Source organism: Oculatella sp. LEGE 06141, assembly GCF_015207605.1.
GTDB lineage: Bacteria > Cyanobacteriota > Cyanobacteriia > Elainellales > Elainellaceae > Oculatella.
Genome location: NZ_JADEWO010000035.1, coordinates 46,121 through 67,989, shown reverse-complemented (window position 1 = coordinate 67,989; position 21,869 = coordinate 46,121). Strand labels below are relative to the sequence as shown.

The following is a 21,869-nucleotide window of genomic DNA, read 5'->3' as shown; positions in this document are numbered from 1 at the left end:
TATGACCCTTTCACAAACTGTCGATCAAGAACTAGCGGCACTGGCAGAAACCCTGCGTCGCTCAACGGTGCAGATCCAGGGGCGGCGCTCTGGAGTTGGATCAGGCATTATCTGGCACTCGGATGGATTGATTGTGACCAATGCTCATGTCCTGCGGGGCAAACGGGCGATCGCCACTTTAGCCGATGGTCGCTCGTTTGAGGCCAGAGTGATTGCAACAGACTGGCAACGCGACCTGGCTTCCCTGGTGATCAATGCCTCTGGATTGCCAGCCGTCGCCGTGGCCGATTCCAGACAAATCCGGGTTGGAGAGTTGGTGTTTGCCGTGGGGAACCCCCTTGGGGTTACAGGTGTGTTAACCACTGGCATTGTTCATGCAATGCCTTCATCTAAACCGTTCAACCGCCGTTCCTGGATACAGGCCAACCTGCGGCTGGCTCCCGGCAACTCTGGTGGCCCCTTAGCCAATGCCCAGGGGCAGGTGATTGGAGTCAATAGCATGATTGTGGACGGTCGCGCCTTTGCAATTCCGAGCCAAACCGTCGAGCGCTTTTTGAGCAGTCGAGATCGCCGCCCTTATCTTGGCATTACGCTTCAACCCGTGCTGGTGCCGTGGCAGGGCGATCGCTATCTAGGTTGGCTGGCTTTGGAGATTAGCCCCAATAGCCCTGCCGACGTGGGGGGGCTACTTCCAGGCGATGTCCTGGTGGGCATTAACGAGCAGCGGTTTCAGACATCAGAGGACTTAGCGTTCATCCTGTCAGAGGCCAATCCAGGAGATGCACTTTCGCTCGATCTGGTGCGGAGCGGTCAGATGACCGCCCTTACTCTCGTCGTTGGTCACCACGGTGGAGCAAAAGCCGCGTGATTCGTGTTTTGATTGGGGCGAGTTCTGTGATTATGCAGGTTGGGCTGGAAGCAATGGTGGCTAGCAGCCCTAACCTGCAAGTGGCGGGTAGCCTGACCGACTTCGAGCGGTTGCCGCAGCAGATTGAAACCGTGCAGCCAGAAGTCGTGCTGTTGGAAGTAGACGCACCAGACGAGACGCTCAGTCCTTTATCGAGTGTCGAAATGTCGAATGTCGAAAACGGACTGTCATTCCCTGCGATCGTGCTATTAGTGGATGATGTGCCAGCCAGTTGGCTGGCCGAAGCATTACGGGCTGGCGTTCGCGGTATCTTGCCAATCGATGCGATCGCCGCTGACATCATCATGACCATCGAAGCTGTCGCCGCCGGATTAGTCACCCTTCACCCCGATCTGGTAGAGGTGTTGCTGCCCTCTCTTCCGGTCATGAGCCGATCGCTTCCTGCCAGCCCCAGCCAGGTTCTAACTCCCCGCGAAATAGAAGTATTGGGTATGTTAGCCGAAGGGCTGGGAAATAAAGCGATCGCCAAACGGCTCAGCATTTCCGAACACACTGTCAAGTTTCATATCAGCTCCATCTTCACCAAGTTTGGAGTGTCCAGCCGCACCGAAGCGGTGATGTTAGGGGCGCGACAGGGATTAATTTTGCTGTAGGTTGATTTTGCCGTATTGAGGTAAGCGGCAGGTGCAATGGGTTGGTGGTAATCTATTAGCGCTTCTGCTTTCCCAATTCATCCCCATCACTGCCAGGAATTTAGCAGATACGATACGCTTGACTAGAAGCGCTTTAATAGCGGCATCGCATCCCTTTTTTGCTCATTCATGACCCAAACTGTTGATTTTCTCAGCCATCTCAATTCTTCTCAGCGTCGCGCCGTTGAACATTACTGTGGCCCGTTGTTGGTGGTGGCCGGAGCGGGTTCCGGCAAAACACGCGCCTTAACCTATCGAATTGCCAACCTGGTGCTAACCCATCGGGTTGACCCAGAAAACATCCTGGCCGTAACGTTTACCAACAAAGCGGCTCGCGAGATGAAAGAACGGATTGAGAAGCTATTTGCAGAACGGGAAGCCTATGCACGGCACGGCAAGCCGCTAGAAGCAATGGCTCCTATTGAACAAACCCGGTTGCGATCGCACGTCTACAAAACCATCACTAAAGAGCTGTGGATTGGCACCTTCCATGCTCTGTGTTCCCGCATTTTGCGCTTCGACATTGAGAAATATCAGGATGAGAACGGGCGACGCTGGACGCGCAGCTTTTCCATCTTTGATGAGTCGGATGTGCAAAGCCTGGTGAAAGATATTGTCATCAACCGCCTCAGTTTAGATGACAAAAAATTTGAGCCGCGATCGGTGCGCTATGCCATCAGCAATGCCAAAAACCAGGGTTGGTCGCCTGCCGACCTGGAGCAAGAACAGCCCAACTTTCGCGGTCGCGTGATTGCCAACGTCTACGCCGAATATCAGCGGTTGCTGGTTGAAAACAACGCGCTCGATTTTGACGACCTGATTCTGATTCCGGTGCAGTTATTTCGGCAAAACGAGCAGGTTTTAGATTACTGGCACCGTCGGTTCCGCCACATTTTGGTGGACGAATATCAAGACACCAACCGCACTCAGTACAATCTGATCCGGATGCTGGTTACCAACGGCAAAGCCGAACGGTTTGACGACTGGAACTACCGCTCGATCTTTGTTGTGGGTGATGCCGATCAGTCAATTTACTCGTTTCGAGCGGCAGATTTCACCATTTTGATGAACTTCCAGACCGATTTTGGCGACGGTTTGGCCGATGATGATACGCGAACGATGGTCAAGCTGGAGGAGAATTATCGCTCCACCGAAAATATTCTTCAGGTTGCCAATCACCTGATCGAAAACAACACGGAGCGCATCGACAAAGTGTTGCGTCCGACCCGTGGCCCCGGTGAATCGCTTTACTGTTACCGAGCCGATGACGAAACGGTCGAAGCTGATTTTGTGGTGCGGCAAATTCACCAACTGGAGCTGCAAAACCCAGAACTGCACTGGGGCAGTTTTGCCATCCTGTACCGAACCAACGCCCAATCTCGCGCCTTTGAAGAAGCGCTGGTGCGGTTAAGCATTCCCTATACCGTTGTGGGCGGGTTAAAGTTTTACGATCGCAAAGAAATTAAAGACGTGCTGGCCTATCTGCGGGCGATCGCCAATCCCTCAGACACCGTTAGCCTCAAGCGCATCATCAACACCCCCCGGCGCGGCATCGGTAAAGCCACCATCGAGCGGCTAGAAACGGCCTCCAGGGAAATGAACGTGCCCTTCTGGGAGATTATTAGCGACGAATCCTCTGCTCAGGCACTGGCGGGGCGTGCGGCTAAATCGTTGAATCGATTTACGCACATCCTTAAAACCTGGCAGGAAAAGCTGGATACGCTACCCGCCTCAGAAATTGTGCAGGGCGTGTTAGACGATTCGGGCTATGTCAGCGATTTGAGGGCGCAGGATACAGACGAGGCGCTCGATCGCTTGCAAAACGTGCAGGAGTTATACAACGCGGTGCGGCAGTTTGAGGACGATAACGAGGAGGCCAACTTAAGCACGTTCCTGGCTAATGCCTCGCTGTCTTCCGACCTGGACGATCTTCAGGAAGAACAGTCTAAAGTGTCGCTGATGACGCTGCATTCGTCAAAAGGGTTGGAGTTTCCGGTTGTCTTCCTGGTGGGGATGGAACAGGGCTTATTTCCCAACTTCCGTTCCTTAGAAGATGCGGCTGCCATCGAAGAAGAACGCCGCCTTTGCTATGTGGGCATTACCCGTGCCAAGGAACGATTGTTTTTAACCTACGCCCGCGAACGGCGGCTGTATGGGTCGCGTGAACCTGCCAGCCCGTCGCTGTTCCTGGCGGAGCTGCCGCGAGATTTGTTGCTGTCGAACGGGGCGACGGCCATTCCTACCCGCTGGACAACCCCTGTACGCGAGGTGAAGCAGGAGGTGAGCCATCTGCCAGATACCCACGAAGACGACTGGACAGTGGGCGATCGCGTTCACCACAAAGCATTTGGCGCAGGCCAGGTGACTCATATCTTTGGGGCAGGCAACAAAATCTGTCTGGCGATCAAGTTTCCCGGTATCGGCCAAAAGATTGTCGATCCCAAAATTACGCCGCTCCAGCGAGTAGATTAACGGGTCACGTCAGGCGGAGCGCTCAGGCATTTACGCTAAGATTTGGCACGACAAGCCAGATTGGCGACAACGGCAGCTAATTCATCTGGGCTGATCGGTTTCGAGATATGGTGCTGAAATCCGGCTGCTAGCGCCCGGTCGCGATCTTCGCTTCTGGCATACGCGGTGAGTGCGACCGCAGGCAAAACTTCTCCGTGCTTATTTTTGAGCGATCGCACGTTCTTGATTAAGGTATAGCCGTCTTGATCGGGCATACCGATATCGCTGACCAATACATCGGGCATGACGTGAACCAGAATGGCGATCGCCTCTGATGCTGAGGCCGCAGGGGTCACCTGCGCTCCATACTGCGTCAGTGCCGTTGTCAACAGTTCACGCGCATCCGCTTCGTCATCCACGACTAGAACATGCAGCCCATCAAGCGATGTATTGCGGTGCTGCACGGGTTGCAGGCTGGCGGTCGAGCGCTCATCCAAACCTGAAGCGTGAGCCGTGGTTCGCCACTGCCCGATAGGCAAGGTAACGACAAACGTAGCACCCTGACCCTCTCCGGGACTGTCTGCCCGCACCGTTCCCCCATGTAGCTCGACTAAATGGCGTACGATCGCCAGTCCTAACCCCAGCCCGTTGTGCGATCGCGTTAAAGAGCCGTCTGCCTGCCGGAAGCGATCGAAGACATGCGGCAAAAACTCAGGCCGAATCCCCTGTCCGGTATCGCTGACGCTGATTCGCGCATACTCAAACGATTGCACCGCCTCAGCGATCGGTTCACTTCCCGCCTCCGTTGGCTTTTCCTCGGCCTGGATCACCGTGTCGAGTCGTACCTGCACCTGTCCTCCTCTAGAGGTGAACTTAATTGCATTGGACAACAGATTCCACACCACCTGCTGTAAACGGCTGGCATCACCCTGGAGGTTAATCGGCGCTTCAGACGCGATAAACTCAACGGGAATCTCGCGGGCTGCGGCTGCCGGATGCACTGTGTCGATCGCCGCTCGAACGACCGCTTCCAGCGATACGGTTTGAATGTTTAGCCGCAGTTTGCCAGTAATGATGCGAGAAACGTCCAGCACATCTTCAATTAACTGCGCCAGAGAACGGCTATTACGCTCGATCGTTTCCAGGGCGCGGGCAGATGTTTGGTCATCAAACCGGCGCGTGCGGAGCAGTTGTGTCCATCCCAACATGGCATTCAGCGGCGTCCGCAATTCGTGGGATAGGGTCGCTAAAAATTCATCCTTCGTGCGATTAGCCGTTTCGGCCTCGGCTCTGGCGGCCTGTTCACGCACAAGAAGCTGTTCTCGCTCCGCTTCGGCTCGTTTGCGATCGGTAATATCGGTATGAACCCCAATCCACTCGCGCACCGTCCCGTCTGACTCAAGCACTGGGATAGCGCGAACATGCATGTAACGATAGTCGCCATCGCAGCGGCGGAGACGTTGCTCTACTTCGTACATCGATCGCGTTGCCAGGGCAGCAATCCAGGCACTCGCCGTATGGGACTGATCCTCTGGATGAACCGCACTTAGCCATCCCCACCCCTTCAGTTCGTCCGAGGTTTGCCCGGTAAATTCGCTCCAGCGCGGCTGATTGGCTACAAATGCACCGCTGGCTTCTGTGTTCCAGATAATTTGAGACGTGGCTTCAATGAGCGATCGATAGCGTTCTTCGCTCTCCCTCAGCGCCCGTTGCTGACTGCGGAGATATTTGGCTAACATCTCGGCCTGCTGCCGGGACAACACATGATCGGTGACTTCAAAGGCAAAAGTCATCACGCCTTCAACGGTGCCGTCCAGGCCATACATCGGCTGGTAGACAAAGTTAAAGAAGCCTTCTTCTAAGCCCCCCTCGCCTCGCCGATCGAGTTTGGCCGAGACTTCTTTTCCAAAGTAAGGCTCTCCGGTGGTGTAAACGCGATCGAGCAAGCTAAAAAAGCCCTGGTCTTGCAGTTCGGGGAACACCTCGCGCACGGATTTGCCCAAAAATTCGCGATCGCGCATCATCTGGCAAAACAGCGAATTGGCAAACTCGTAGACATGATCAGCCCCTCGCTGAATCGAAATTAAAGCGGGAGCCTGCATCAATAGCGAATGCATGTACGAGCGCTGCAATTCAACCTCTGCTCGGGCCGTTTGCTCGCGCAGCAACAGTTGGTTGAGAATTCGTTCGGCTCGTTGGCGTTCGATCGCAATACCCGCCAATTTACGCGAGATTTCCACCAGCTCATCGTCTTGAAGGCTGGGGCATCGCGGTATGCGGTAATACAGTCCAAAGGCACCCAATACTTCCCCATTGCTGCCAAAAATGGGCACAGACCAGCTTGATTTCAACCCCAGCGGCAGCACCAGATCGCGATACTTGTGCCAGACCGGATCGGTCGCAATGTCGCCCACCACTACCCTCTCTCGACGAGCCGCCGCCGAACTACATGTGCCAAATCCGTGGCCAACAGGCAACCCGGCACTCAAGAACTGCTGATACGTCTCTGGCAAACTGGCGGAAGCGGTCAGGTGCAGCGTGGTAACCGCTTCGTCTGCCAGGAGAATGGTACAAATGGCTCCATCCGAATAGGCTTCGATAGACTGCGCTAATTCCTGCAACACATCAGTCAACTTAACGCCTGTCGCCACCATTTCCAAAATACGGTTTTGGATGCCCAATAGCGTCTGGCTGCGCCGCCGCTCGGTAATGTCTCGCTGGCTACCCCACACCTGCACTAGCGTTTCATCTACAACAATGCCGACAACGTTGTTGAGGAAGTATCGAGTCTGCCCATGCTGGTCGGTCTGGCACGATTCGCTGTTGTTGACGCGATAGCCAGCCCGAATAAACTTGCGAATAGATTCAGTGGTATCAGCCGTAGCTGACGTTAAAAACTCTGTAATCCGTTTGCCAACAACATCTTCGGCTTGGGTAAAACCGTACATTTGAGCCGTGACATTATTGCATTCAGCGACATAGCCAAATTGGTGCAACTGTTGGATTTGCGCTTCTTCTGGCAGATGAACCGAAAGCGCTTGCTCTAGTTCGATACACCAGATCCCTTCAGAACTTTGCTCTACAAAGGCGCGGTAGCGTTTTTCACTGGTACGCAGTGCGCTTTCCCCATCCTTGCGCTCGGTGATATCTTCAGCAACACCCGTCATGCGGTAAAACTGCCCCGACGAGTCGTAGATGGGAAAGGCTCGATCCCATATCCAGCGCACGGTACCATCAGGACGCACGATGCGGTATTCTTCAGCGGTCGATTCGCCCTGCCATTGGCGATCGATCGCTGCTTTGATCCGCTCACGATCCTCGGCATGAATGGTATCTAGAAAGCCGTTTGAATTGTCATATAAGCTCTGGCAGGTACGACCCCAAATTGCTTCATAGGCAGGGCTAACATAAAGAATCGTTTGCTGCACCGCATCAGACATCCAAAATACTTCGTGGATGTTTTCGGTGAGTTGACGAAACTGTTCTTCTCGCTCTGTTAACGAAGTGATGCTGGTCTTAGCTTCTTGTTTTGTATCGTGGAACGCTGCAATCAGCAGACTAATTAACCCGCCTTCGACCAGAAACAAAACCACCCGCAGGTTTTGCCCTAAACTGCTCGATACAAGTGCATGAAACGGTGATAGAAAGAAATAGCTGATGATGAGCGTTGCTACCAGCGTTGCCAACCAGCCTGCACCTCTACCGCCATACCAGGCGCTGACCATAACAGCGCCCAGGAAGATTAAAAAGGGGCTTTCAATCTTTAGTAACGGATCAAATGCAAGTTTTAATCCAAAAGCGGTAGATACTACTAGCAACGCGATCGCGTAGCGTTGCCAAGCTGATCGTAATCCTAACAACATAGGTTCAGGGCACGGGTTGGAGTCGGTAAGGCCAGTTCAACGCAAAATAAGGCTAATTCGGCAAGGGAGGAAACCCTCCAAAGCCATGTCGTCAATCAGAGTATAGATTGGCCGCCTGCTAAACCACATGAGCCTACGGCAGGAAATTAGGCGGTATGACCCAACATCCGGTTGATTGTCATCTGGCGTTGTAAACTGCGATAACGTTGCAACCGTTCGCTTCTTCACTTAGTGCTAATTCGCAAGTTTTATGGCTGTACCAATCCGTGGGGCGATCGCCGCTGGGCATGAAAAAACGGCTGAAGCGGGAATTGAAATGTTTCGTTTGGGCGGCAATGTATTTGATGCGGTTTGTGCTGCCGTTTTAGCTTCGTTTGTGGTGGAACCGACCTTAACCTCGGCGGCAGGGGGCGGTTTTTTGTTAGCCCACACGCATCACAACCAGAATATTTTATTTGACTTCTTTCCCCAAACCCCACGGCAGAAGCGATCGCCAGAAGCAATTGACTTTTACCCGGTGGATGTGAACTTTGGAACCGCAGTTCAGGAGTTTCATATCGGGTTAGGTTCAATGGCGGTTCCTGGCACCATGGGCGGCATTTTCCATGTTCACAAACGGTTAGGACGGTTACCATTCAAGGTTGTGACTGAACCTGCCGTTCACTATGCCAAAACTGGCGTAGATATGACTCAATTTCAGGCATTTTGTTTTCAAATTCTCAGTCCAATTTTGCTGGCTTCAGATGAAGCGCGTGCCGTTTATGCACCCAATGGCACGCTGTTAAAAGCGGGTGAACGGTTGACCATCCCGGCACTGGCAGAGACATTAACGCACTTGGCCGAGCAGGGGCCACGGGCATTTTATCAAGGAGAGATTGCCCAACAGTTGGTAAAGGACTGTCAGGAACGAGGGGGATACCTCACCCTGGATGACTTGAAACACTACCAGGTGATTGAACGAGAACCGTTGATGACGTGCTACCGCAACACCACGTTTTTAACGAATCCGCCTCCCAGTTCGGGCGGCACGCTGATTGCCTTTGCTCTGTCGCTGTTGTCCCACGTTGATTTAAGCCAAATTCAGTTTGGTTCAACCGAGCATCTCACGCTGTTGGCGCAGGTGATGCGCCTGACGAATGAGGCGCGTACCGATGGCTATGATGAGCGGCTGTATGAGGCCGATATTGCGTCCCGGTTTTTGGCCGATCGCCATGCAGAACCTTACAAAGCTCAACTGTTGGCGCAGTTGCCCTACTCGGTCAACAAATGGGGCAGCACTACCCATGTCAGCGCGATCGACAGTGAAGGCAATGCGGCGAGTGCCACTACGTCCAACGGAGAAGGATCATCCTACATGATTCCGGGGACGGGCATTATGGTCAACAACATGTTAGGCGAAGCCGATTTGCATCCCAATGGCTTCCATCAGTGGCAAGAAAACGTGCGAATTTCATCCATGATGGCTCCTACTATTGTGCTGAAGGATCGGCAACCCGAAATTGTGCTGGGGTCGGGCGGTTCCAACCGAATTCGAACGGCAATTTTTCAGGTTATTTCTAATATTGTCGATTTCAACATGCCCGTGGAGGATGCCGTTAACTTTCCCAGAGTGCATTGGGAAAATGATGTGTTTAACGTTGAGCCAGGGTTTGACCAATTGGCAATCGATCGCGCTCAGTTTCCCTTCAATGGTGAGCTAACGCTCTGGCACGAGCAAAGCCTGTTCTTTGGCGGCGTTCATGCGGTTGAAGAACAGGACGACCTGATCAGCGGTGCAGGCGATCGCCGTCGTGGAGGAGCGATCGCTACTTATCCATAAGGTGAGGCAGGGCAGGCGCGATCAGGTTATTGAATCGGCAACTCCGCAGGTTTTTTGAGTTCAAAGTCGGGTTGGGTTACTTTGAACCGATTAATTAATCCGCCGTGCAGCATGATGTCACGCTGGCGATCGCTGAGGCTGTGGGTCATTTCATAGGTCAGGTTTTTGGTTACATTTTGAACTCGAATCGGCTTTTCCTGGCTGAGCGAGTGGCGTAAACCGTCGAGCCGAATGGTGTCGCCCTGGTCAATTGTGTCGTAGTCGGCAGGGTTAACAAACTCCAGCGGCATGATGCCAAAATTCACCAGATTCTGCCAGCCAATGCGGGCGTAAGACTTGGCTAAAACGGCTACTTGACCCAGATAACGAGGGGCGATCGCCGCATGTTCCCGGCTCGATCCTTGAGCATAGTTATCACCTGCTACCACCACATGTCCACCAAATGTGGCTTGAGCCGTTTTAGCGCGTTCTGGAAAGGTTTCATCTTCCAGATAATAAACAAACTGGCTAATCCCCGGAATGTTGCTTCTAAAGGGCAGCACTCGCGCCCCGGCAGGCATAATTTCGTCGGTGGAAATGTTGTCTTTCACCTTCAACAAAACGGGCACCAGCAATGACTCAGGCAGTTGACCAAACTCAGGAAAAGACTTGATGTTGGGGCCTTTCTCCAACTCAATTTGGCGGTTGTTTTCCCCTGGCGGCACTAACATATCGGTATTGGTCATTTCCGGTTCTGGCGGCACGAATTGAGGATAGGTCATGCCATACAGCGCTTCCAGCTCTCGCGGATCGGTAATTTTGCCTGTGAGTGCCGCCGCCGCCGCCGTTTCGGGGCTGCACAGGTAAACCCGATCATCGGCAGTGCCAGAGCGACCGGGAAAATTGCGCGGCATGGTGCGAAGCGAAATTTGCTGCGAGGCCGGAGCCTGACCCATGCCGATGCAGCCCAAACAGCCAGCCTGGTGAAATCGCGCCCCAGCGTGGATCAGCGGAATAAAAGCATCCATTGCCGCCAGGTTTTCCACCAGTTGCCGCGAGGTGGGGTTGACATCAAACGAGACGCGATCGCTTGCCATTCGCCCCTGAACCAGTCGGCTCACCATCCAGAAATCGCGCAAACCGGGATTAGCGGAAGAACCCACCACCACCTGATTAACGGGTCGTCCGGCCACATCCCGCACGGGCACCACGTTGCCCGGACTGCTGGGGCAGGCAATCAACGGTTCTAGTTCAGACAAATTAATTTCATCGTACAAATCGTACTTCGCCTCTGGATCGGCCACCAGCTCAACCCAGTCATGGCCTCGCTGTTGAGTCTCTAAAAAGTGCTTCACCTCTTGGTCGGAGGGAAAAACCGTAGTTGTGGCTCCCATTTCGGTGCCCATGTTGGCGATCACATGCCGATCCATCGCGCTGAGATGGTTCAAACCAGAGCCGTAGTATTCAATCACAATGCCGCGACAGCCCTGGACATCATAACGACGCAGCATTTCCAGCACAACGTCCTTGGCGCTGACCCAGTCTGGCAGTTGCCCGCTGAGCTTCACGCCCAACACGCGCGGCATTTTGATGTACATCGGCTCACCTGCCATCACCATTGCCACATCAATGCCCCCAGCACCAAAGGCTAACATGCCCATTGACCCGGCAGCCGGGGTGTGGCTGTCCGAGCCGATCAGCGTTTTGCCTGGAATACCAAACCGTTCCATGTGTACTGCATGGCTAATCCCGTTACCGGGACGGCTGTACCAGATGCCAAACCGTTGACAGGCCGATCGCAAAAAGAGATGGTCATCCGCGTTTTTGTAATCTGTTTGCAGCAGATTGTGGTCTACATATTGGGCAGAGAGTTCTGTTTTAACACGATCGAGTCCCATTGCTTCTAGCTCTAGCATCACCATTGTTCCAGTCGCGTCCTGGGTCAATGATTGGTCAATTTTGAGGCCAATTTCCTCGCCAGCACTCATGTTGCCTGAAACGAGATGAGACTGAATTAGCTTTTGAGTTACATTCATAGTCACGCTATTTAATTTGAGAGTTTAGTAAAAACGGGTTGCGTTTGATGTCAAATATCTTTGGATGAAAATAGAAACGGTTGTATAGGCCAAATCAGTGAGTTGATTTGATCCTAGAAAAAATTAGTCCAGTTGATCCGTGCAATAGTTTACTGTTGCCCCTCCAGCAAACGCGATCGCCTCCTATTTCTACCCAAAGATAGAGCCGCACAAAACCCGTTTTTGGAAGCTTCTTACTGTCAGGTTTTCGTTGACACACCAGTCCTATAAACGCGATCGCCTCCCTTCCCAATCGGAAAAGAGGCGATCGCGTTTGCAGCGAATGTTAGCGTTGGATTCCCTACGGGACAAAACAAACTCTAAGAGAGTGTTTGAAAAGTATCTTTCACGTCTCGGTAGGGGCGAAGCATTCGAATCAGGATGGCTGGAACAACCGAGACATTGTCTACCGAATGCTTCGCCCCTACACCTATCGGGTAACTAATCAAACTTTTAGAACATCCTCTAACGAGCCGTAACCGCACCCTGCTCTGCAAATACTTCAATCATTTTGCGATTGAAGGCCGGAATATCGTCGGGTTTGCGGCTGGTGACTAAGTTACCATCAACCACAACTTCCTCATCAACCCAGTTTGCGCCTGCGTTTTTTAAGTCGGTTTGAATGGACATAAAGGATGTCATTTTGCGGCCTTTAACGCCTTCCGCATCAATTAGCGTCCAAGGGCCGTGGCAGATTGCAGCGATCGGTTTATTGGCATTCACAAATGCTCTGATAAACTCGATATTTTTTTGACTACGACGCAGCTTATCAGGATTGTAAACACCTCCTGGTAACAGCAACGCATCGTAATTTTGAGGATTGGCCTTGTCAATTTGCAGGTCAACCGGGAACTCATCGCCCCAGTCGGTCATTTGCCAGCCTTTTACCGTGTCACTATTAGGTGACACAATGTGAGTTTGTGCGCCTGCTTCTTCTAATGCTTTTTTTGGCTCAGTTAACTCGGATTGCTCAAAGCCATCAGCGACTAAAATTGCGATTTTTTTACCTTCGAGTTGACGGTTTGCCATAATACTCTGTCATCTCCTGATCTCATTCACCTCCTATGCTATTGAGCCAGATCTATTCTAAACTCCGTTCATAGTCAGATCATAGATTTGCCTGGGTTCTACCCTTAGCTAGTTGCCCACTTTTTAGGGTTTAGTAGATAGTTTTATTGACGCTGCAACTAATGCTGGATTTACCGCCGCTTAATACCGATACAATTTGGGCTATTTTGCAAGATGCGATCGCCGACGATACAGCAAACCGGCTTGTCTGGCACTGTTTAGGATATCGTTACGACTCCAGAACTGGCGCATGGGACACTTCTGCTGTCCCGGCTGACTGGCAAGAAGCGTACCCCGACCCCCCCGATTTCATCGGCAGTCGTCCGGCTACTGTAAAATTGACGCGATCGATTCCCAAAGCAAACAAACAGCTCCTCAAAGAACAGCTTGGCTTTGAAGGCTACAAAGTCAACGAACTTGTTCCGCGTAAAACTCGCCGTGCCACCCTGGCCAACTGGCTGCTGAGCTACATCAAGGAACACCCTCCAGAAGAGTGACCCCATAGCAGTCGTCTTTAATGGCCTCATCTAAATTCCCTAATATTTGCGATACTTCCCCTGCCAACGCCCACACCCCAGGGGCAACCCTCTATAATCAACACAATCCGATCAACATAATGGCGTATGAACTGGTGGCAAAAGCTTAGAAGTAACTCTCTTGCTAAGTTTGGGGCGATCGTGCTGCTGATCTTTTATCTGTCGGTCATTGCAGCCGAATTTGTGGCACCATACGATCCCTACACATCGCAATTGGATGGCTCGCTGCTGCCGCCAACCCAGATTCATTGGCAAACTCAGGACGGACGCTTTATTGGCCCCCATGTTTACCGCGTCACCCAGGGGCCGGTTGATTTGGAAACGGGCGATCGCCTGCTAAGCGTAGATTTCAGCCAGCCTGTGCCGCTGCGCCTGTTTGCGGCAGGAACAGAGTATCGCTTCTTGCAAGTTCAGTTACCTTTGCCCACCCGCTTTTCCTTAAGCGAACCGCAGTTTGAGGAAATTGAACTCTTTCCCGGCATTCCCGGCAATCGGCATCTGTTTGGCACTACCGGAGAAGCCAGAATTAATTTATTGGGAACGGATGAACAGGGGCGCGACCAATTTAGCCGCCTGCTGTACGGTGGGCGAATTAGCCTCAGCATTGGTTTAGTGGGCATCATTATTTCCTTCCCGCTGGGAATGCTGATTGGCGGCATTTCGGGTTACTTTGGCGGGTTCGTGGATGCCTCGCTGATGCGGGTGGTTGAAGTGTTGATGACGATTCCAACCATTTATCTGCTGGTGGCCTTAGCTGCCGTTTTACCGCCCGGTCTGGGTACGTCTCAGCGCTTTTTGCTGATTGTCCTTATCACCTCGTTTGTGAGCTGGGCTGGGTTAGCACGGGTGATTCGAGGCCAGGTACTCTCCATTAAAGAAAGAGAGTTTGTGCAAGCGGCACGAGCCATGGGAGGGCGATCGTTCTACATCATTACCCGCCATGTGCTGCCCCAAACGGCAACCTACATTATCATTTCGGCAACCCTGTCAATTCCCAGCTTCATTGTGGCAGAGGCCGTTCTCAGCCTGATCGGATTGGGTATTCAACAGCCCGACCCGTCCTGGGGAAACATGCTGTCTCTAGCAACCAACGCCTCCATTCTGGTGCTGCAACCGTGGTTGGTGTGGTCGCCTGCTTTTTTAATTGTGCTAACCGTGTTGGCGTTTAACCTGCTGGGTGATGGACTGCGAGATGCATTAGATCCGCGCAACCTCCAACGTTAGGGGCGATCGCCTCATGCATACAAAAGAGCCGTGATTAACATCGCGGCTCTTCCGACAGGTTTATCTACTTAATTCAAGTAATCCAATTAATCCAACCCCGATCACCGTGCCGCATTTTGCTGCTCGGAATACATCGCTCGCAGCACCAGTGCAGGGTCAACCCAGTTTTCGCTGTACTTCATGCCCCAGTGCAGGTGTGGTCCTGTGGTGCGTCCCGTCATGCCCACGCGACCAATGCGGGTACCAGCAGGAAGATCTTGCCCTTCCCAAATCTGGATGCCGCCGCTGCGATCGATCATATACCGTCGTCCGTTAGCCACCTCCACATGCCCCTGCATATGGCAGTAAATGTGCAACCAACTGCCCGACTCAACCACTACGGATGTGCCGCAATTACTGTTGTCGGTCACTTCTACCACCTTACCGCCCCACCAGTTGCGAATATAGCTTCCTTCTGGAGCCGCCATATCTAGCCCGTAATGAAACTCCTGAGAGTAGCCACCGCTGGGCGACTGTCGATAACCAAAAGGAGAAGTATACGCCTGAAAATTTTCCACCGGGAATGAGGCACCTTGCCACTGGGGGAGCCGCATTTGGCGCGGATCGACAGCCGCTATATTTGGCTCGGAGGCGTTATTGGCATCGCCCACGTTAATCGCCAGTGTGGACGGCTGGGGGTTCGCTTCTTTCGCCTGCGGACTCGCGACTGGAGATGGCTTGGCCTCGGTGGTTGGCACTTCAGCAACCGACGGCGGATTTAACCGCAGTGGATTAGTAGGGGCGATCGGCAGCTTTCCCAGGTCGAGCGCACCAACCATCGGCTGATGAGATTCCAGCACCACTAATGCCGCCAGCCCTAAACCCGTCAAAAGCAGGAGTTTACCAAAACGGATGGTGTGCTTCGATGGGGTCGGCAGCGTCAAGCCTTGTTTAATATCCTCATGCGTTCGTTTGTCAACCATTCTGTTGGGGCACCAATAACACTGAGCAATGACGAACAGATTTTAGACGAATCGATCAGTAGATGCGGGGAACGCGCCAACGGCGTTTGGCTTTTTGCCCTAACCCTGGCCTCTTGCTGTTTTGAAGTCGATTGATGAATAGGGTTCCCGCCACGAGCAACTTTTTAGAGGCCAAGGGAGGCTTGGAACCGTCCTGGGTACTCGCGATCGCTTCCATCAACGATTGGTAAGGATCGGCGGCTTACCTGATCTATTTCTCAATCTGTTTCTTCAATCCTGGCGGCAATGCTGGCGGTTCGAGCGCAGGAAGCCCAACAGACCGCAGCAGAGGCCACCCTACAGAGGCAGCAATGGTGGCAGGTAAACACACGTTTTTTCAATTAATTATTCAGTCAACCACAAAAACAAGAAGCTACCCCGGTAAAACGAATGGAAATTTGTTAAGTTTTTTAAACTAAGCTGGAACTCAATCAACAGAGAGCCTAATCCGGCACTGAAACCGTTAGGCTATTTAATACAGGTTATGCAGGGTGCGATTGGTACTGGTTCCAGCAGAGGAGACGAACCTGACTTTAATTATTTTCGTCTAGCTCTACTGGTAGGCTTGAGAACGATAGACTCCAGGCTAAACCGACTGCTGTGTTGGTTGGTTGGATGTCTGGTCACAACCTAGATACGGCTGTACTTGCCTTTCATAACTGGTTATGACAACCGCATCCTCTTCGGGCGATATGCTAGCGACCCTGTCTCAAGGCAATCGCAAAGGTGACCTCACGGCACGGGTGAAAGATCTGCCCGTTGCTCAGTTTCGCGACTTGCTAGAGCAGATTACAACAGAGTTTCAGCACTTCCTTCGTGCGATCGACATGATCAACAACGAAGCGCTGGAGACCATGCTGGAGCAAGTCCTGGAAGCCTTCACCCTTAAAATTGGGCAAATTTTGCAAGCCGATCGCACCACTATTTTTTTAGTGGACGAAGAAAAAGAGCAATTGTGGTCAAAAATTGCTCAGGGCGAAAAAGACAAGTCCCTGGAAATTCGGGTGCCGCTTAACACGGGCATTGCCGGACATGTTGCCATGACAGGCGACTGTCTCAATATTCCAGATGCCTATAGCCATCCGCTGTTTAATCGGGATGTCGATCAGCAAACGGGCTACCGCACGCGCAATATTTTGTGTATGCCGATTTTTAGCATGAAAAATCGGGTGGTTGCTGTGGTGCAGTTGTTGAACAAGCTCACGGGGATGCCCTTCAACCAGGAAGATGAAGAGCAATTCCGCCAGTTTGCCGAATCGATTGGCATCATTCTGGAAAGCTGTAATTCGTTCTATGTTGCGGCTCGAAACCAGCGAGGTGTGGCAGCTTTGCTCAAAGCCACATCCTGTTTGGGGCAAAGTCTGGATTTAGAAAAGACGTTGCGAGCCGTGATGGATGAAGCGCGTGACCTGATGCAGGCCGATCGCAGCACCTTGTTTTTGCTCGATCGCGACAATGGACAGCTTTGGTCGAAGGTGGCAAAGGCCGACGGCAAAACCATGATGGAAATTCGGATTCCAGCCGATCGCGGCATTGCTGGCTATGTGGCTTCCACCGGGCAAACCCTGAATATTCCCTACGCCTATGAAGATCCCCGGTTTGATCCCAGCACCGATCGCCGCACCGGATATCACACCCGCAACATTCTCTGTATGCCCGTTTACAACTCCGAAGCCGTGCTGATTGGGGTAACGCAACTGATCAACAAACACCAGGGCAGCTTCACCAGTTCCGACGAAGAATTTATGCGGGCGTTTAACATTCAGGCTGGAATTGCCCTGGAAAATGCCCAACTGTTTCAAAGCGTGTTGCTGGAAAAGCAGTACCAGAAAGATATGCTGCAAAGCTTATCGGATGCGGTCATTTCAACGGACATGCAGGGCAAGATTGTCACCATTAACGATGCCGCACTGGAATTGTTGGGGTGTCCGCTTAAAAAAGAAGGAGCGCGGCAGCAGCAACAGCTATGGTTACGAAAGCTGGTGGGTCGCTATGTGTGGGACATGGTGCCTATTGATCGGCTGCAAATGCGGTTGGAAGACAGCCTCAAGCTGGGCGCAAGGCAGTATATTCCAGAACAGAGCCTGGTGGTTGGGCTGTATGAGGTTCGCGATACCGAGTCGTTCCACTGCAAGACAACCCCATCACCTGCCGCCGCTGAGCCGACGGCTATTCCAACCTATATCCTGGCCATTCGCGATCGCCACCACCGCGATCGCTACATTCCCTGGAACAAGGCTGAAGGAAAAGACTCAACCGGGAAGAACGGCCAATCAAACGGACAGGGTTCGCGCCCTCATGCTTCAATTCCATCTGTACTGGACGTGGCTCAGATCCGCCAGGTAGAGCGTAGCATCAACCTCACGGTCAATCCGTTGACTAACCCGGAAGGCAGTGTTCGGGGCGGGCTGGTGGTTTTAGAAGATATCAGCCGCGAAAAGCGCATGAGAGCGACCATGCATCGCTACATGACTCCCAACGTGGCAGAGCGGGCGCTGGAGTTGGGTGAAGATGCGTTTATGGAGGGAGAACGGCGAGATGTCACCATTTTGTTCTCCGATATTCGTAGCTACACTTCGCTCACCGAGAAGATGCAAGCCACGGAAGTGGTATCGCTGCTCAATAATTATTTCGAGACGATGGTGGAGGCGGTCTTCAACTTCGAAGGCACCCTGGATAAATTTATTGGCGATTCCCTGATGGCGGTGTTTGGGGCACCGCTGCCGTTAAGCGATGACCATGCCTGGATGGCGGTGCAGTCGGCTCTGGACATGCGGCGACGGCTGAAAGAGTTTAACCGCGATCGCGGTACGCCAACACAACCCCTGATTCGGATTGGCATGGGGCTGAGTTCAGGTGAGGTGGTGTCTGGCAACATTGGCTCCCAGAAGCGGGTAGACTACACCGTGATTGGCGAGGGGGTTGATATTAGCTCGCGCCTGGAAGGGGTTACCAAGGAATATGGCTGCGACATTATTTTGAGCGAATTCACCTACACGTTGTGCTGCGATCGCATCTGGACACGGGAACTGGATCGAATTCGCGTTAAAGGCAAAAGCAAGCCCGTTAGCATTTATGAGCTGATTGCCGATCGCCAGCAACCGTTGGACGACGCAACCACCGAGTTTTTGAACTTCTATGCCGCCGGGCGATCGGCCTATGTATCTACCCACTTCAGGCAAGCCATTCAACTGTTTGAAAAGGCACAGCAACTTCGTCCGGATGATAAGGCCGTTGCCGTTCATTTAGAACGAGCCATGCGATATATGCTCAATCCCCCACCTCCTACCTGGGATGGCGTTTACACAATGACAACCAAATAAGACGCAGCATCCTGCGGCAAAACGATGAACAGGGGTTTTGTGTTACAAGAGGTTGCAGGGTCTTACCCCTTTTTGCCACTGCAATTCATACATTAAGCAGTTCATCTTTGCATCATGGTTGGTCAAATCAAACGACATCCCTATGTTTTAGTGGGTCTGTTTCTAAGTTTTCTCATCAGTATCGTGATGTTTTCTGGTGCGGCTACCACAGCAGCAGAAGCGTCATCCACTCCATCTGCACCGTCGCTGTCCCTGGCGGAAGGCAGTCAGAAAACAGTGTTAGACAACGGCTTAACCGTTGTTACCAAAGAAATTCATACGGCTCCTGTCGTTAGTGTTCAGGTATGGTATCGTGTCGGTTCGCGCAACGAGCAAACGGGCGAGAATGGCATTTCGCACCAGCTAGAACACTTACTATTCAAAGGTACGAGCGATCGCCCGATTCAGTTTGGGCGACTCTTTAACGCGTTGGGCAGCCAGTCTAACGCCTTTACTTACTATGATGAAACGGCTTACTTCAACACCGTTGAGAGCAACAAGCTAGACGCAATTTTGGCGTTAGAAGCCGATCGGATGCAAAATTCGCTAATAGAGGCAGAACAGCTCGACAGCGAAAAGCGAGTGGTGATCTCGGAACTGCAAGGCTACGAAAATCGCCCAAGTTACCGCTTAGGACGTGCCGTAATGCGAGCCGCCTTCCCCAATCGTTCTTATGGGTTGCCAGTGGGCGGCACCAAGTCAGATGTTGAACAGTTTACGGTGGAGCAGGTCAAACAGTATTACCAGACCTACTATGCGCCAAACAACGCCACGCTGGTTATTACGGGCGACTTTGCCACCGAATCTATTCTGCCAACCATTGAAGCCAGCTTCGGCACCATTCCCAACCAGGGCGATAACCCACCAACGTCAGTTACACCAGCACCAACCGCGCCAACCGAGGCGATCGCCACTGCGCCAACCGAACCAATTGTGCTACGGGAACCGGGCAGTGCTGCTTTGTTGGAAGCGCTGTACCCGCTGCCAAACATTAGCCATCCCGATGTTCCGGCGATCGATTTGCTGGACACCATCTTGACGGGAGGACGCAGTTCTCGCCTTTATCAAGCGCTGGTGGAATCGGGATTAGCCAGTTCGGTTGCAGCCTATCCAGAAGAACCGATTGAACCGGGTTGGTACTCTATTTATGCCACGGCAGCACCCGGTCAGGCGATCGCCAATGTCGATCGGGTATTGCAGCAAACGCTGGCAACCCTGCAACAATCTGGCGTTACTGAAGACGAGCTGAACCGAGCCAAGACCCAGCTCAAAACCTATCTGGTGTTAAACAACCAGGATGTTTCCAGTCAGGCCAGCCAGCTCGCATTTTATCAAGCGATCGCTGGAGATTATCAGTATGGCGATCGCTATCTAGCTGCCATTGATCAAGTGACCGTAGCGGATATTCAGCGGGTTGCCCAAACCTATCTCGACCCGGCTAAACGAACCGTCGGCTTCTTTGAACCGACCGTTGCAGATGGGCAAGCCCCAGCAGCGGGTGGTTCGAGCCGCGCCATTGAAAACTTTAGCCCCGGCGAACCCGTTGACCCGGCAGAGGTTGCTCGCTATTTGCCACCCATTACGGCAGAGACTGATTCAACCCTGCAATCGCTTCCCGATGAGGTTGTTCTGGACAACGGGCTGCGTGTTTTGCTGCTACCGAGCGACACGATTCCAATGGTAAACCTGAGCGGTTGGGTGGAAGCCGGAAGCAGCTTTGATCCAGAGAACAAGGCAGGGCTAGCCAGCCTCACGGCTGAGAACCTGTTGAATGGTACCCAGACTCGGGATGCCTTGACGATCGCCACCTCCCTGGAAGATGAGGGAGCCAGTCTCTCGTTTTCAGCCGCCCGTGAAGGAGTGAGCATCAACGGCTACGCCTTACCCGAAAAACTGCCGACGCTACTGCAAACGCTGACGGATGTGTTGCAACAGGCTAGCTTTCCTGCCGACCAGCTAGAACTGAGCCGCCAGCGATCGCTGATTTCACTAAAGGTTGAACTGGATGACCCGCAACAGTTGGGTTGGCGCTTGTTCCGACAAGCGATCTACCCGGCCAACCATCCCTTCCATTCTTTCCCAACCGAAGAGACATTAAGCCGCATTTCTCAGGCGGATCTCGCTCGCTTTTATCGAACGCACTACCGACCCGATACGACGGTGCTGGCTCTGGTAGGTAACTTCAACCCAGACGAGGTGCGATCGCTGCTCAATACGTCGTTTGGCAATTGGCAGGCCGAGGGCAAAGCCCCTCGCTTACGTGTCCCGTCCGTCTCCTTGCCGCGATCCACAACTCAGGTGAGTCGTGCCATTCCGGGCAAAGCAGAAGCCGTGACCTACATGGGATACAACGGTATTGCTCGTCAGGATTCTCGCTATTATGCGGCACTGGTGTTAAACGAAATTCTGGGAGGTAATACGCTCTCCAGCCGTCTGGGAACTGAAATTCGCGATCGCCAGGGTTTAACTTACGGCATCAACAGCTTCTTTCAAGCGGGCATTAACTCTGGCCCCTTTGCCGTGGTTATGCAAACGGCTCCTGAGGACGTGAACCAGGCGATCGACAGCACCCTGGCTCTGCTCAAACAACTGCGTCAGCACGGCATCACCAACGCGGAACTAGAAGCGGCAAAACGCTCCATTATGAGTACGTATCCCGTGGAGTTGTCTGACCCCAATTACCTGACCTACAGCATCTTACGCAACGAAATCTACGGACTGGATTTAGAAGAAATTCGCCAATTCCCGCAGCAAATCGAAGCGGTAACGTTGGACCAGGTACAGCAGGCGATCGAGGATTTGATTCATCCAGACAACCTCGTCATCGTAACGGCAGGCCCAGGCAGCGCTGAAACCACCAGCTCTCGCTAACTCGGATACCCTCGCCCAGAAATCCCCCAACATGCCTGCGCGCACTGTTGGGGGATTTCA

The 21,869-nt window shown here is 52.7% G+C and carries 12 protein-coding genes; 8 read left to right on the top strand and 4 right to left on the bottom strand.

Annotated elements, in window-relative coordinates:
* Position 1 precedes the first annotated feature (1 nt).
* The 3 genes from IQ268_RS21070 (at position 2) to pcrA (ending at position 4,032) form a co-directional block, all read left to right on the top strand.
* Entirely contained in the window at positions 2-868 is an 867-nt protein-coding gene (locus tag IQ268_RS21070) for a S1C family serine protease (protein ID WP_193883406.1), read from the top strand.
* On the top strand, positions 865-1,521 hold the full coding sequence (locus tag IQ268_RS33530; protein ID WP_193883404.1) for a response regulator transcription factor: 657 nt from the start codon (positions 865-867) through the stop codon (positions 1,519-1,521). The genes IQ268_RS21070 and IQ268_RS33530 overlap by 4 nt, the downstream gene beginning before the upstream one ends.
* Positions 1,522-1,689: 168 nt before the next feature.
* The gene (gene pcrA, locus IQ268_RS21060; protein ID WP_193883402.1) at positions 1,690-4,032 is read left to right on the top strand and encodes a DNA helicase PcrA; all 2,343 of its coding nucleotides are present in this window, start codon (positions 1,690-1,692) and stop codon (positions 4,030-4,032) included.
* A 35-nt stretch (positions 4,033-4,067) separates the two neighbouring features.
* On the opposite strand, the gene IQ268_RS21055 is transcribed toward pcrA, so the two are convergent.
* Entirely contained in the window at positions 4,068-7,874 is a 3,807-nt protein-coding gene (locus tag IQ268_RS21055; RefSeq protein ID WP_193883400.1) for a PAS domain S-box protein, read from the bottom strand.
* Positions 7,875-8,124: 250 nt separating this feature from the next.
* Here IQ268_RS21055 and ggt point away from each other — a divergent pair, with 250 nt between their 5' ends.
* Positions 8,125-9,693 carry a gamma-glutamyltransferase gene (gene ggt, locus IQ268_RS21050; RefSeq protein WP_193883398.1) on the top strand — a complete coding sequence of 523 codons (1,569 nt, stop codon included), beginning with the start codon at positions 8,125-8,127 and terminating at the stop codon, positions 9,691-9,693.
* Positions 9,694-9,719: 26 nt separating this feature from the next.
* On the opposite strand, the gene IQ268_RS21045 is transcribed toward ggt, so the two are convergent.
* Both IQ268_RS21045 and IQ268_RS21040 read right to left on the bottom strand, forming a co-directional pair.
* Positions 9,720-11,708, bottom strand: a complete 1,989-nt coding sequence (locus IQ268_RS21045) for an aconitate hydratase (protein WP_193883396.1) — start codon at positions 11,706-11,708, stop codon at positions 9,720-9,722.
* Positions 11,709-12,212: 504 nt separating this feature from the next.
* The gene (locus IQ268_RS21040) at positions 12,213-12,776 is read right to left on the bottom strand and encodes a type 1 glutamine amidotransferase domain-containing protein (protein WP_193883394.1); all 564 of its coding nucleotides are present in this window, start codon (positions 12,774-12,776) and stop codon (positions 12,213-12,215) included.
* Between the two features lie 161 nt (positions 12,777-12,937).
* On the opposite strand from IQ268_RS21040, the gene IQ268_RS21035 reads away from it, so the two are divergent.
* Positions 12,938-13,312 (top strand): DUF1823 family protein, encoded by a 375-nt coding sequence (locus tag IQ268_RS21035; protein WP_193883436.1) that lies wholly within the window; start codon positions 12,938-12,940, stop codon positions 13,310-13,312.
* Positions 13,313-13,438: 126 nt separating this feature from the next.
* Positions 13,439-14,575: an ABC transporter permease gene (locus tag IQ268_RS21030; RefSeq protein ID WP_193883392.1), complete on the top strand. Its 1,137-nt coding sequence runs from the start codon at positions 13,439-13,441 to the stop codon at positions 14,573-14,575.
* Positions 14,576-14,676: 101 nt separating this feature from the next.
* Here the strand turns inward: IQ268_RS21030 and IQ268_RS33275 are convergent, their stop codons facing one another.
* A complete protein-coding gene (locus IQ268_RS33275) occupies positions 14,677-15,237 on the bottom strand; it encodes a M23 family metallopeptidase (protein ID WP_370584691.1) in 561 nt (186 codons plus the stop codon).
* A 1,004-nt stretch (positions 15,238-16,241) separates the two neighbouring features.
* Here IQ268_RS33275 and IQ268_RS21020 point away from each other — a divergent pair.
* Both IQ268_RS21020 and IQ268_RS21015 read left to right on the top strand, forming a co-directional pair.
* Positions 16,242-18,899: an adenylate/guanylate cyclase domain-containing protein gene (locus tag IQ268_RS21020; RefSeq protein WP_193883390.1), complete on the top strand. Its 2,658-nt coding sequence runs from the start codon at positions 16,242-16,244 to the stop codon at positions 18,897-18,899.
* A 114-nt stretch (positions 18,900-19,013) separates the two neighbouring features.
* Positions 19,014-21,809, top strand: a complete 2,796-nt coding sequence (locus IQ268_RS21015) for a pitrilysin family protein (protein WP_228035588.1) — start codon at positions 19,014-19,016, stop codon at positions 21,807-21,809.
* Positions 21,810-21,869: the final 60 nt, after the last annotated feature.

Coding starts and splice junctions, on each gene's coding strand:
- IQ268_RS21070 (WP_193883406.1), top strand. CDS start 2: ATGACCCTTTCACAAACTGTCGATCAAGAACTAGCGGCACTGGCAGAA.
- pcrA (WP_193883402.1), top strand. CDS start 1,690: ATGACCCAAACTGTTGATTTTCTCAGCCATCTCAATTCTTCTCAGCGT.
- IQ268_RS21055 (WP_193883400.1), bottom strand. CDS start 7,874: ATGTTGTTAGGATTACGATCAGCTTGGCAACGCTACGCGATCGCGTTG.
- ggt (WP_193883398.1), top strand. CDS start 8,125: ATGGCTGTACCAATCCGTGGGGCGATCGCCGCTGGGCATGAAAAAACG.
- IQ268_RS21045 (WP_193883396.1), bottom strand. CDS start 11,708: ATGAATGTAACTCAAAAGCTAATTCAGTCTCATCTCGTTTCAGGCAAC.
- IQ268_RS21040 (WP_193883394.1), bottom strand. CDS start 12,776: ATGGCAAACCGTCAACTCGAAGGTAAAAAAATCGCAATTTTAGTCGCT.
- IQ268_RS21035 (WP_193883436.1), top strand. CDS start 12,938: ATGCTGGATTTACCGCCGCTTAATACCGATACAATTTGGGCTATTTTG.
- IQ268_RS21030 (WP_193883392.1), top strand. CDS start 13,439: ATGAACTGGTGGCAAAAGCTTAGAAGTAACTCTCTTGCTAAGTTTGGG.
- IQ268_RS21020 (WP_193883390.1), top strand. CDS start 16,242: ATGACAACCGCATCCTCTTCGGGCGATATGCTAGCGACCCTGTCTCAA.
- IQ268_RS21015 (WP_228035588.1), top strand. CDS start 19,014: ATGGTTGGTCAAATCAAACGACATCCCTATGTTTTAGTGGGTCTGTTT.